At 63.1% G+C, this 12,726-nt stretch carries 10 protein-coding genes; 5 read left to right on the top strand and 5 right to left on the bottom strand.

The window, feature by feature from the left end; translation table 11 throughout:
• Positions 1-168: 168 nt before the first annotated feature.
• Positions 169-783 (top strand): hypothetical protein, encoded by a 615-nt coding sequence (locus tag B0G76_RS44440; protein ID WP_120298099.1) that lies wholly within the window; start codon positions 169-171, stop codon positions 781-783.
• A gap of 80 nt (positions 784-863) precedes the next feature.
• The gene (locus B0G76_RS38350; RefSeq protein WP_120297863.1) at positions 864-1,889 is read left to right on the top strand and encodes a zinc ribbon domain-containing protein; all 1,026 of its coding nucleotides are present in this window, start codon (positions 864-866) and stop codon (positions 1,887-1,889) included.
• A 61-nt stretch (positions 1,890-1,950) separates the two neighbouring features.
• On the opposite strand, the gene B0G76_RS38345 is transcribed toward B0G76_RS38350, so the two are convergent.
• Together B0G76_RS38345 and B0G76_RS38340 are read right to left on the bottom strand one after the other, a co-directional pair.
• Complete coding sequence (locus tag B0G76_RS38345; RefSeq protein ID WP_120298098.1) at positions 1,951-3,033, bottom strand: glycosyltransferase; 1,083 nt, start codon at positions 3,031-3,033, stop codon at positions 1,951-1,953.
• Positions 3,033-4,286, bottom strand: a complete 1,254-nt coding sequence (locus B0G76_RS38340; protein ID WP_120297862.1) for an oligosaccharide flippase family protein — start codon at positions 4,284-4,286, stop codon at positions 3,033-3,035. Before B0G76_RS38340 ends, B0G76_RS38345 begins: the two co-directional genes overlap by 1 nt.
• Before the next feature lie 372 nt (positions 4,287-4,658).
• Between B0G76_RS38340 and B0G76_RS38335 the strand changes: the two genes are divergently transcribed.
• Positions 4,659-5,849 (top strand): glycosyltransferase, encoded by a 1,191-nt coding sequence (locus B0G76_RS38335; RefSeq protein WP_120297861.1) that lies wholly within the window; start codon positions 4,659-4,661, stop codon positions 5,847-5,849.
• Positions 5,850-5,870: 21 nt separating this feature from the next.
• Here the strand turns inward: B0G76_RS38335 and B0G76_RS38330 are convergent, their stop codons facing one another.
• The gene (locus B0G76_RS38330; RefSeq protein ID WP_120297860.1) at positions 5,871-7,019 is read right to left on the bottom strand and encodes an acyltransferase; all 1,149 of its coding nucleotides are present in this window, start codon (positions 7,017-7,019) and stop codon (positions 5,871-5,873) included.
• Between the two features lie 280 nt (positions 7,020-7,299).
• Here B0G76_RS38330 and B0G76_RS38325 point away from each other — a divergent pair, with 280 nt between their 5' ends.
• Positions 7,300-8,793 (top strand): O-antigen ligase, encoded by a 1,494-nt coding sequence (locus B0G76_RS38325; RefSeq protein WP_120297859.1) that lies wholly within the window; start codon positions 7,300-7,302, stop codon positions 8,791-8,793.
• On the top strand, positions 8,790-10,004 hold the full coding sequence (locus B0G76_RS38320) for a glycosyltransferase (protein ID WP_120297858.1): 1,215 nt from the start codon (positions 8,790-8,792) through the stop codon (positions 10,002-10,004). Before B0G76_RS38325 ends, B0G76_RS38320 begins: the two co-directional genes overlap by 4 nt.
• A gap of 24 nt (positions 10,005-10,028) precedes the next feature.
• Here the strand turns inward: B0G76_RS38320 and B0G76_RS38315 are convergent, their stop codons facing one another.
• Both B0G76_RS38315 and B0G76_RS38310 read right to left on the bottom strand, forming a co-directional pair.
• Positions 10,029-11,771, bottom strand: coding sequence for an FAD-dependent oxidoreductase (locus B0G76_RS38315; RefSeq protein WP_120297857.1), 1,743 nt, complete (start codon positions 11,769-11,771; stop codon positions 10,029-10,031).
• A gap of 228 nt (positions 11,772-11,999) precedes the next feature.
• Positions 12,000-12,620, bottom strand: coding sequence for a putative colanic acid biosynthesis acetyltransferase (locus tag B0G76_RS38310; RefSeq protein WP_120297856.1), 621 nt, complete (start codon positions 12,618-12,620; stop codon positions 12,000-12,002).
• Between the last annotated feature and the right edge of the window lie 106 nt (positions 12,621-12,726).

The following is a 12,726-nucleotide window of genomic DNA, read 5'->3' as shown; positions in this document are numbered from 1 at the left end:
TTCACGCGCTATCCGATGCATTCCGAAGACAGTGCGCGGTGTTACGCTCAAGAGAGGAGCCTTCGCGGCAGTGAACCGCCGTTCAGCGGCAAAATCAGCAAGCACGAGAACATACTGCGAAGCGCCATTGCCTGCGAACGGCGAAACATCGCTGCGGGAGCGACTGCGATGGAATTCAAAACATATATTGCATTGACGATAGGGGTGTTTAGCAGTGCTGCCTTCGCATGGCAGCCGCTCACCTATCCGATCCGAAGTCAAAGCGCTTATCAGCGCAGCATCGACACTGCGATGTGCTATGCCACGGCGAACAGAGAGACCAAGGTCAACATCGCCCACGAATCGCAGCTTCCGCCGCGCCAGCCCGCGGTAACCAAAGGGACATCGACCGGCGCACCGTCGCGGCCACCCCTGCCTTCCAGCAGCTTTTCGGCCATGCCGTTTGGCGCGAGCATGCCTGCTGCTGCCTCCGCGCCTGCCGCAAGCGGGACCGCTGTGACCACGGCGAACAACGCCACGGCGATGAAGGCCGCGAGCGCACCCGCGGCGGCGACAGCGGCATCAGCATCAGCGGCAACGACCACGGCGGCATCCGCATCGGCGGGTTCGGCGGCCGTCGCGGGTAACGGTGCTTCGGAAACAGCGGCAAACGGCGCGTCGCAGCCCACCGCAGGGTCTGACGTCAAGCTGCCGCCACTGCCCGCGCCGGAGCCGCCTATGACCCGGTATTGGGCCGCCTATGGTGCGTGCATGCAAGCGCGTGGCTATGTTGTCGCTCAGTAACCCCGGCACCCGGTTGCAGACCCCAGTGCCGTGCCCTGGTTTTTTGATTGTGGCGCCGGCATCTGACGTCCGTTTTCGACATGGCAATGCTTAGCGACTTCACACCCGATGAGCACGATTCCCCCCAATGCGGGCACTGCGGTGCGCCGCTCGCCGGTCGCTTTACGCCCTGTCCCTCATGCAATGCGCGCCCGCCCGCTTCACTGGGCGCGCGCACCGCGCCTCCACCGCCCCTGAACATCCCGCTGGCTGACAGCGAAGCGCTGTTTGAGCCACAGTTGCCGGTGCGCAAGATCTGGAAGCCATTCACGCACCCCCTCGCCAATCCCTACGATGTCGTCGATGAACCGCAACTCGCCGCGCCGGTCACCCAGAAACTGCGCCGGCCGCTCGTGATCGGCGCGTCATTGGTCGTGGTGACATCCGCGGTGTACCTGGGCTTCCTCCACACCGACGACGAGGAAATCACCCCCCCGATCGCGGTATCCGGCAAAGTGACGACACAGAACGCCAAGCCGCCCGTGCCCATTACCCTCGCTCACCGATCCGCGCCTGTTTTCGCCGCACAGCGGCCGGCGCCTGTCGAAACCGCTTCGGGCACGGCGCCCGTGCGCTCGCCGCCTGGCCCGCCGCCAGCCGCGCCTATGGCTTCGCGCCGCGTGACGGTCGCATCCTCAGGCCAGAAGCACACCCCCGGCAGCCCGCCGGACAAACCTCGCGTGGATGTCTCAAGGCAGCTCAGAGCCGCCCGCGCCAATCTGCAGCAGAACAATTTGTCGGCGACAAAGACACGGCTCGCGGCGGCGATTGCCGCACAGCCGGATAACCGCGACGCGCTGAACATGCGCACCACGCTTACCGAACGCGAGCAGGAGCGCGACGCGCTGCTGAGCCTGGCGCGAGGCTGCGGCTATATCGCGCGATGGGGATGCACCTGGCACAATGCCGCCAACGCGCTGCTGCTCGATTCGAGCAGCAAGGAAGCACAGAATCTCGTCTCGCTTGCGACGCGCGAATCCGAACTGGCGAACGCGTCGCCACCGGCACCGGCACCGGCGTCCGAGACGACATCCGACGAGCACAGCCCGCCTGTCTATCATCATTGAGCGCATGGCACGCCGCGGCGTGCCGCGGCGTGCCATCCACGGCCAGAGCGAACTAGCGAGCCTAACGAGCGGTCACGGCCAGTTGACGACTACTCACCTGATGCGCGATCGCCCGATAGCGGGCCGCCGTATCCCTGAGCGTCAGGCCGGCAAGCGAGCGTTGCGCCCGCGCCTGCCCCAGCGCCGCGATCACGGCATCCGCATAGCTCGGCACATTGTCCGTATCGACCAGTTGCACGCCGGGAAATCCGTTCGCAAACGCAAACGACGGTATCCTGCTCGCGACGATCGGGATACCGGAGGCCAGCGCTTCGAGAAACGCCACGCTGTGCCCCTCGGAGCGCGAGGGCATCACGAACACATTCGACTCCGACAGCACGCTCGCCACATCCGTGCGCGGCCCGGCCACCACGACGCGGTCCGCGAGCCCCAACTCCCGCACGAGGCGGATAACCGCGTGCTGGTAATCCGGATCTTCGACCACGCCGTGCAGCACGAGGCGCGCATCTGTCACCTGCTCGACCACCTCGCCGAAGGCGCGCACCGTCTGAAGCTGATTTTTCACCGGCGCATAGCGCCCGATCTGCACGAGCTGAGGCGCACCGCCGTTGCGCCCGGCACCGTCGGTGAACGCGAAGCGCCGGAGGTCGACACCGTTGGGCACCACGGTCATGGCAGGATGCGGTCCGATAGCCTGCGCGTAGTCGGTCAGGCCCTGCTGGGATACGCCGATCACCACACGGGCACGCCCCGACAGGATGTGCTCGACGCGCCGGAACAGTGGCCGCTCGAAGTCGTTGGTCGCCGAATGCATGACGTAGACAACCGGCACGCGCACCGGCAACGCACGCGCATAAAACGACGGAATCGTGGCGTGCGCGAAAATCACGTCTGGGCGAAACCGACGCACCGCGAGAAACAGGTTCCACAATTTGCCGGCGATGCGCTTGCGCCGCGGCGGAAACCAGCATTCCACCCCGTGTTTCTGCAGTTCATCCTGCAAGGGCAGGAATTCGACATGCGCGGGTAGCAGCGAGGCTACACAGACCGCCATGCCGTCAGCGCTCTGCTCGATAGCGAGATCCTTCGCGAGGACTTCGGCGCCCGACAAACGCGGCGCCAGCACCAGATGTAAAACACGCATCATGGAGTCCTTGCAGTCAACGTCCTGAACAGCATCCACGCCGCGGCACAGCCAAGGCCCACGGTCATGGACCAGGCAATGCCCGTCACACCCCACCAATGAACCGCCGGCGGCACGCTGACCAGTAGCACGACCACCTGAATCAGCGACGCATGCACGGTCGCCCTCGCATCGCCCACCGCGCGCAGATAAGCGACCAGCACGGCGATCAACGCGCCGATCGCCATATTGATCACCAGAATTCTGAACAGCGGCACCGCAGGCAACCAGGCCGAGCCGAGAATCAGCGAGAAGAGCGGCTCGGCGATCAGTCTCAATACCTCGACAAAGACTGCCAGCCCGATCGCGATCGCGAGCAGGTAAATCTTGATGAGCCGCGACGCCGACTGCGGATTCCGTCGATGATGCGCGGCAAAGGTGGGGAACAGGTATTGCGACATGGCGATCGCGGCGTCGGCGAGCAGCATCTGCGCGAGCCGTGAGGACATCTGATAGCCGCCGAGTTGTGCCGGGCCGAGCAGTTTGCCGACCACGACCTTGTCGAACTGGTTGAGCAGCAGATTGACTACACTGCTCGCCCAGATCCAGCGGCTGAAGCCCACGTACTGACCGATGCCCGACCAGACGGCGCGGATCGGCGGGCGCGGGTTCATGGTCGACCAGGTCAGGATGCTTTTCAGGCTTTCGCCGGCCACGAGGCCGATCAGCACCGAGGCCGCACCGGCGCCGAAATACGCGAGCGTGAGCCCGACCGAACAATCGATAAATGCCGCCGCAATCTCGACGCCGGCAATATGCTGGAAGCGCCGCTCGCGCTGCACGAGGTAGTAAGTGGGCGAGGCCAGCCCGCGCAACAGCGGCAGCAGCGCGGCAAGCTGAATCAGCACCAGCGAGCCATTCAGATGGAACTGGTTGCTCAGCAACGGCGCGAGCCCGACCAGCAGCAGTGAGATGAGCACGCCGCGCGCTGTGAGCGTGGTCCACACCGCGCCGAGCTGCGAACGCGTCGGCGGATGTTCGCCTTGAATGACCGCTTGCGCGAGACCCGTATCGGATAGCGCCTCGGCAATCGCCACCGCGAGCAAGGCCACGCTCACGCTGCCGATCGCCGCCGGTCCGAGCATCCGGCCAATCGCAAGAAACTTGACTGCTACGAGTCCACGCACGGCGAACTGCTGCAACAGCACCCACGTCGCCGCGCTCGCGCCGAAGCTGGCCGCTATCGAGAGCGCCGGAAGCCTGATCGCCCGCAAGCTGTATCTCCGTCGAATCGGAACGCCGTTGACTCGGCCACGCACAGCGATTCAATGCATCGCTGCGATAGGCCGCCGGCGCATAAATAGTTAGGTCGCACCAGCAAGCTGGCGAGCTTATTCATCGAATGCTATGCACGACCTTACCGCGAGAGGATCGGCAACAACCGCCATCTGCTAGGCCAGTTCAGCCGAACCCATTGCAAGCTGGTACGTTTACCCACAGAACGGGTCAAATAGAGCGGTCCATTCACTACGCCGGTGCTAACGTTGATCAGTTAATACGCGTGGATAGCCAGCGTGACTGTGCTTGTCCATAACGTATTTCCGATCACTAAAGATCACTGAAGACCACTGAAGACCACTGAATCGATGGAACAAGACTACGTCCTGATTGTGGAGCCCAACCTCACAGGCCATCGCTGGCGCTATGTCGAGTGGACCATGCAGGCCTGCACGGAAGCGGGCTATCCCTGCATCCTCGCAACCGAATCCGCCAACGAAGACCATAGGCTCGCGAGGCAGATCGTCGCCGCGAACCGCGCGGATCTGCAGATCGCGTTCGTCGACCCCGAGGAGCGGCCACGCGGGCTGCTGCGCCAGTCGAACCAGTACTCGCGCTTTCATCGCTATTTCAAGCGCGTGCATAGAATCGTCAGCCATGCGCAACCGATCAGGCTGGTGGTCGTGCCCTATGTCGATTACTTCTTCTATGGATTGCCGTTTCTCGGCACGCCGTTTCGCAGAACCCCGTGGATCGGCATCACGATGCGATCGACCTTCCATCATCACAAGGTCGGCATCAAGTCGCCCGATCGGCCGATCGTGAATGCGATCAAGGCGCTGCTGTTCAAGCGTGCGATCCAGTGCCCCGGCTTGCGCACGCTGCTGACGATCGACCCGACGCTGCCTGAGTGGTCGGCGCGCAACGCCTCGAAGAGCAGTGCGGCCATCGCCTACGTCGCCGACCCGTTTCCCGACGAGCAAGCGGAAAACCCGGTACTGGCCCGCGAACGGCTCGGGCTCGACCCCACGCAGCGTTATCTGCTGGTGTACGGCTCGATCACCGAACGCAAAGGCATCTACGAACTCGTCCACGCGCTGACCCGCCTGGAGCATGCCCCTACGCTGATCGTCGCGGGTGAGCAGGACGCGGGCACGCGCCATTTCATGCGCAATCATGTGCGCAGCCTCACGCCCGCGCCGCTGATCCTCGACTCGTTCATTGCGAACGACGTCGAGCGCGATCTGTTCTCCGCGTGCGACGCGGTCTGGCTAGGCTACAAGGGGCACTATGGAATGAGCGGTGTGCTGGTGCAGGCTTACCGCTTCGGCAAGCCCGTGATTGCAACGGAAGACGGCTTGATCGGCTGGTTCAGCCGGCGCTGCGAACTGGGGCCGATTCTGAGCGACCTGAGCTCTGCTTCGATCGGCCGGGCGATCACCGAGACCATGACCTCCTGGCCGCACGCGCCGCAAGCCGTGCCGGCGGGAGGCGAAGATCTGCTGTCCCGGCATACGCTCGGGCAATTCAAGCGAACCCTGCTTCAACAGATGGCCTGATCCGGCCATCTCCTCCGAAGGTCAGGACAACTGGCCACCCGCAACAGGCACTTCCTCGCGCACCGAACTGTTGCGCTTTGCCGGGAACAGCGCGTTGCGCATCAGCAGGAACGGATATTCAATGGCGCGCGTGGTCGCATAGCCGATCGCAATCGCGAACGCGAACTGCGCCGTGATCGCCATAATCCAGATCAGGCTCGGCGCAAGACCCATGGCGGTCGCTTTGCGAATCAGCATGTCACCTGGGGCAAGCGCAAGCGAATGCCACAGATAGATGCCGTACGAATAAAGGCCGATCCAGGCAATGCCGCGATACACCCACGTCGAACGCAGCGATCCGGAATACTCCAGCACGAACACGATCAGCGCGGCGAAACCAAGCGCCTGAATCGTATAACCGATGCTTTCGTCGAGCGCGAGGTGTGGCGTCGCAAACGCGAGCCACGCGCACAGCACCACGATGCTGGCGACCAGCAGCCACTTGCGCTTCGCGATCTGATGATAGACACCCGGTTTCATCCAGTAGATCGCGGACAGAATCACGCCCACCAGCAAACTGTCGATACGGTATTGCGTGTACGCGAATGCCCCTTCCAGATTGCCGCTCGCCACCGCGAAGCAGCGCGCGGTGAATACCACGGCGCAGATGCCGGTGAGCGCGCCGACAATCGTCCATGCGCCAAGACGCCAGCGCGCGAACAGCAACAGCAGCGCCGGAAGGACGAGATAAAAGTGTTCTTCGACCGCGAGACTCCAGGTCTGTGTAATCGAGGTGCCCAGATAGTTCTGCAGGTGGGTCAGGTTCTGGATCAGGAACGTATTCCACGGATGGCGCCCGGCCAGCACATGAAACGCGATCAGCACGTAATACGCGGGCCAGATACGGAAAATCCGCCGGATGATAAAGCGCTTTGCGTCGACATTACCTGTTTCGGCGTACTGTCTAAGCAGCAACCCGCCAACCAGAAAACCGCTCAGCGTAAAGAACAGATTGACGCCTTCACGCCCGAAGCTCTTCAGGGGGTATTCGATGATCTGGATCAGGAAGTTGCCGGTATGAACGGCATGAAAGTGAAAGCCCATCACCATGATAATGGCAATGCCGCGCACAAAATCCAGCTCGATGGCCCGGCCGGCTGTTACGGATTTCGCCCCGCCGAATAATTTCATATTGTTCTCCCCTGTCACCATTCCTGGGCGCATGTCCCTTTTTGCATCTTCGGTGGCCGCACGCGTGCGTGCGCGCCAACATCAAGGCATTGGCCGACAACATAAGCAAGTGTGCGCGCGTCTTGCAGTGGCCGCCCTTGCCACTGTCGCCAGAACCCAGGCCATGGGCGACTAAACCGGGTGTGGGGAATTTGCGGGCGGGATTATTCCCGCACAATGACCCGATGCGAGACTGTCCGCTATGCACCGACGGCATCGACAGCACGGGGAGGGATCAGTAATGCGCCACCAGTACGCGACGCTCTGGCTATGGTTTTTTCTGTTACCGCTTGCACTCGACTATAAGGCGACCGACGCCAACGTAGGCCACTTCGCGCAGACCGCGCTCGTGGTTCCGGCCGTCGCCGCGGGGCTCGCCCTCCTGCTGATTGCGCCCCGCTTTCACGACCGCTCGCGCCTGCGCTCGATTGTCACCTTCAGTGTGCTGCTGTGTGTGCTCGGCAGCGTCGTCGCCCAGTTCGTCCAGGATAACGACACCGGCAATTATCTCCGCGTGCTACTGCCGTTCGCGCTGTTCGCGCTCGGCTATCTCGTGGCTTGCCGCCCGTGGAGCGAATACAGAATTGCTCAGTTCGAGAGAGCGCTGTTCGTCGCCAACGTGATCAGTCTTGTGTTCACCCTGATCTATGGCATGGCGACGGGAGGCGATCTCGACGACGTCCGCTACCGCATCATTTCGGTGACGTTGCTCGGGCTGCAAGGCGTGCTGCTGCATGAATTCATCGTTGCCAAGCGCTTTTCCTTTTTCACCATCGCCGTGTTCGCCGTCAGCGTGATCGTCGAATTGCTGAGCGTTACGCGCAGTTTGCTGGTCGGCACCATCTTGCTGTTTCTGGTTGCCATGGCGCTGTCCGCGCCATCGATCCAGCAAGTGTGGCGCGCGGTCGCCCGTACCGTGATCGTCGGCGCGGTGCTGGCCGGTGTGGCCGGCATCGCTGCACTGAGCTTTCCGACCGTTGCCGAGCACTGGACGCAACGCATATTCGCGTCGGAAGAAACCGTCACCGGCAAGGATCCGACCACGATCACCCGGCTCGCCGAGATGCGCGATCAGTATGACCAGGTAACGGCGTCGCCGGAAACGCTGTTGTTCGGCGCAGGCTACGGGCACTACTATCGCTATTCCCCCGCTTACCTGCCGGACCTCGCCGGCCAGATCAGCGAGAAAGACTTCTACGCGATCAACGAATGGGCCGCGGGTCACAACTTCTGGATTTATCAATTGTTCGCGGGCGGACTGCTGTTCGGCGTCGCCATGCCATTAGCGACCCTGGCTGCTCTCGCGATCTGCTTCTTCTCGTATCGCTACTGGCGCTCGGTGGTTCCCGATGCGCCCATGCTTCCGGTGCTAGGCCGCGCCATCATGCTGTTTGCCGCGCTGCCGGCCACCTCGATCGGCGGCAATCCGCTCGGGCCGCGTTTCTCCGGGTTGATATTCGGCATTGCCCTCGGCCTGATGATCGCCACGCACGCGCGATTGCAGCGCGCGCTGCCGGCGCGTGTCAAACGCGCGCCCACGCCGCCGCGTTTGCGCCCGGCCGCCGTGCCTGACTTGCCGGGCAGAATCCGTCCCGGCATGGGTCGCGCCGATCTCGCGGAGACCCTCGGCATGTCGCGCGCCGCAAGCACCGCACCCGGCTCCGGCCAGTTCGGCGCCCTCGTGTCGCGCACCGCGTCGACGCGCAGCGCCAATCGACCAAAATTCGTCCGATGAAAATTCTCCATCTGCTTGCCAGCGTCGATCCGCGCGCCGGCGGCCCGGTTGAAGGCGTTCGCCGCAGCGGCGTGGCGATGCAGGACGCCGGGCACGAAATCGAAGTGGCCACCTGCGACGCGCCGGGCGATGCTTACCTCGCGGCGTTCCCGTTTCCGGTCCACGCGTTCGGCCCCGTCAACAGCCGCTACAGCTACAGCGCGCAACTCGCGCCGTGGCTCGCCGCCAACGCAAACCGGTTTGACGCGGTAATCGTGCACGGCTTGTGGCAATACCACGGCTTCGCGGCATGGAAGGCGCTGCACCGGAGCAACGCGCCTTACTACGTGTACGTGCACGGCATGCTCGACCCGTGGTTCAAAGAGACTTACCCGCTCAAGCATCTGAAGAAGTGGCTGTACTGGCCGTGGGCCGAATACCGCGTGCTGCGCGACGCGCGCGCCGTCATCTTCACGACGGAAGAAGAGCGCACGCGCGCGCGTCAATCGTTCTGGCTATACCGGGCGCAAGAACGGATCGTGCCGTTCGGTACGACGGTGCCGCCGCTCGACGCCGCTTCCCTGCGCGAAGCGTTCCTGCAAGCCGTGCCCGGTCTGTATGGCAAACGCATCGTGCTGTTTCTCGGCCGCGTGCATGCGAAGAAAGGTTGCGATCTGCTGATCGACGCGTTCGCGCGCGTTGCCGGCCGCGATCAGTCGCTGCATCTCGTGATCGCGGGTCCCGACGAGACCGGCTGGGTGGCGAGTCTGCGCGCCCAGGCCGAGGCCGTGGGCATCGCGCATCGCATCAGCCTGCCGGGCATGCTGCAGGGCGATCTCAAGTGGGGCGCGTTCCATGCGAGCGACGTGTTCGTTCTGCCCTCGCACCAGGAGAACTTCGGCGTGGCGGTAGCTGAGGCGCTCGGCTGCGGACTGCCGGCGCTGATCTCCGACAAGGTCAACGTATGGCGCGAGATCGAAGCGGATGGCGCGGGGATGGTTGCCGCCGACACGGGCGACGGCACGGAAAAGAATCTCGTGCGCTGGCTCGAACTCGACGACAGCGCGCGCGCCACCATGCGCGCTCAGGCGGCCCGCACGTTCGAAGCCCGCTTCCGGATCGAGACCATGGTCAGCGCATTGACCGCTCTGCTGGAAAGCAGGGGCAACACCGTCGAAACACGCGACAACACACTCGCTACGCTGCGCGAAGCCACGCAATCGAACCGGTGACGGTACGCCGTCACCGGTTGTTCTCTACTGCTCCTTCATCAACGGCGTCAAGCTCGAAGCTGCGATCGGCAGGGTGTCGACTTGCGACGGCTGCGTCTGAAGCGACAACAGGGAACTGTTAGCGGCGTCGCCCCGGGTATTGCCGACGATATCCGGGACATCGAGTCGCCGCACCAGATGACCCGCGAGACGTAGCGCAAGCGCGGTGATCGTGATGGTCGGAAAGTTGGCGCCGACGGTTGGAAACACCGAACTCCCCGCCACATAAAGATTGCTGATCCCATGCACCTTGCAATCGCGATCGACCACGCCTTCGCGTGGCGAATCGTGCATACGCGTGGTGCCCATGTGGTGCCACGTGCCCTCCAGCTTCGCCGGCCACGGCCGGCCTTCGAGCGGCGCGTCGAGTTCCACGTCCGCGATGTTGGCCATCCGCAACTCCTGCGCAAGCAACGCGAACGTTCTGTCGAAGGTGCGCTGCACCTGTTCGCCCAGGCGCCACTCCACCTTCACGCGCGGCATGCCGAACCGGTCGCGCTTATCGGCCGACAACGTAACGCGGCTATCGGGATCGGGCACGGCTTCGACGATGGCCTGCAAGGTCACGTCGGTGATCAGTGCCGGCCATTGCAGCAGCCGCGTCAAGCCGTAGCCCACGGTATGCAGCGGGTGCGCGATCATCGTCGCGATATCGGTTTTCAGGCTGCGGCCCGGCTGGTCCTTCTGCATCAGCGCTTCCTTGCAGTGGATCAGCGCCTCGGACCCCGCAGTGCCTTCCCCATACCAGCGCGAATAAAGCCACACGCGCGAATTCAGCAGCTTCTCGCGCCCCATCAGTTCCTGCTTCGGCGCGAACTGCGAGGATATCTTCGTACCATGCGCCGACACCGCGGCATTCTGATAGTGATACTTGATGTCATACAGTTTGTTGCGCGCGTTGCCCGGGCGAAAACGCACTTTGCCCGACATCATCCGCGGATGATCCATGAAGTAGCGGCCCACCAGATCGTTGGCATTGCCCAGGCCCGCCGCGTGCACATCGTTCGAGGCGAGCAGGAGGCGCGCGTTCTCGATGCCGCCCGTGGCCAGCACGAAGATCCTCGCGCTCACGGTCATCTTGCGTCCACTGATGGTCGACACCTGGAGCCGCGAAATGGAGGTGCCTTGCGCGTCGGCGTCGATGTTCTGGACATTCGCATACAGAAACACGCGCACCCGCGACGAACGCGAGAGCTCGTCGCGATACGCCTTGCCGAAACGCACAGGCGGGCTGAACTGCGCGACGGTATCGCGCATATCGCCGGTTGCGAGCGGGATGCGGCGCACGTCGTGGCGCCCGATCTCGCGCTCCCAGTAGGCTGGGTCGAAATTCTGCGGGCCGAGCTTCAGCAGCTCATGCGTACGCGCATAGTACGGCGCCAGTTCGTCGAGTCCGAACGGCCAGCCGCTATGCGGGATCCAGTCGCGCTTCTCGAAGTCCCACGGATCGAGCGGACGGCACCAGCCACCCCAGCAGTTGCTGCTGCCGCCGAAATAGCGGCTGCGCGAGCCGTCCGCGAAAGTATAGGGAAGCCCTACGTTGTCGCCGCGATAAAGATCGCGCGTTTCGTCATCCGGCCCGAAGCCCCCGCTTTCGAGCATGCAGGCGTCGACCCCGGCCCTCGACAATTCCCGCGCAAGCGTAATGCCGGCGACACCTCCGCCGATGATGCAGACCGTTGTTTCAATAACCGTGTTGGGTTGAACAGTGCGAGTATCGATAAACATCCCTACTCCCCATTTTCCTCATGCAGTTCTGAGTGCGTCAATCCGGCTACTCATCCAACCGGGGCTGGCAAGCAAACCACGCACGCGTCGTTACCGAAGACATCACCGGCATTGCCGCGGGCGTCGATCAAAGGGTTCGACCGACAATCCCATTGCGGCCGCCGACATTCCGGCTTGTCAACGACTGGCCTCCTCAGCGTAAATACGCTGCGGTTATCTATCTGTGCTTCAGGTCACGGAATCGAAACGGTTCCGGATAAAACGGCATGGATTGCCGCCGTACACACCTTCAGGGTCGAGCGAACGATGCACGACGGACAACGGCGTCACCACGGCCGACCGGCCGACCGTCACACCCATCTGCACGACGCATTTCGACGTGATCCAGACACCGTCCTCGATGACGATCGGCGCCACGCGCAAATCCATCGTGGTACTCATGTCGTGCGACCCTGCGCAGAGGAACGTACCCTGCGAAATGCACACATTCGATCCGATGTGGATCGGCGCCTGGTTGTAGATCCAGACGTCGACGCCGAACCAGCAGTGATTGCCCACCTCCAGATTCCACGGCGCCTTCACTCGCAATGGATGCACGAACCGGCAACCCGTACCGATCTTCGCGCCGAACAGGCGTAATAGCGCAACCCGAACCGACGAGAGAGGGAGCAGCTTGTTGTTGATCACGCAAGCCTCGACAACAAACCAGATGATCTCGATCAGGGCACCGCGCTTCGCGCGATAGTTGCCCTTTCCAGCGAGACTCAGATCGATGACGCGGCCTTTCTCGCCAGCGCCTTCGGCTTGCGGCACACGCCCGATTTGCGGATCGTCGGCAACGTTACCCATCAGTTTTCTCCGGACCACAAACGGGATTCAACATACCCATGCATCCTGGTTACATTATGTTTCGACTCCTTACTGAATCCGGCTTCATGGCCGTCCGGGCAAGCGT

This window comes from Paraburkholderia sp. BL23I1N1 (genome assembly GCF_003610295.1).
Lineage (GTDB): Bacteria > Pseudomonadota > Gammaproteobacteria > Burkholderiales > Burkholderiaceae > Paraburkholderia.
This window is presented reverse-complemented; position numbering and strand designations above follow the sequence as displayed.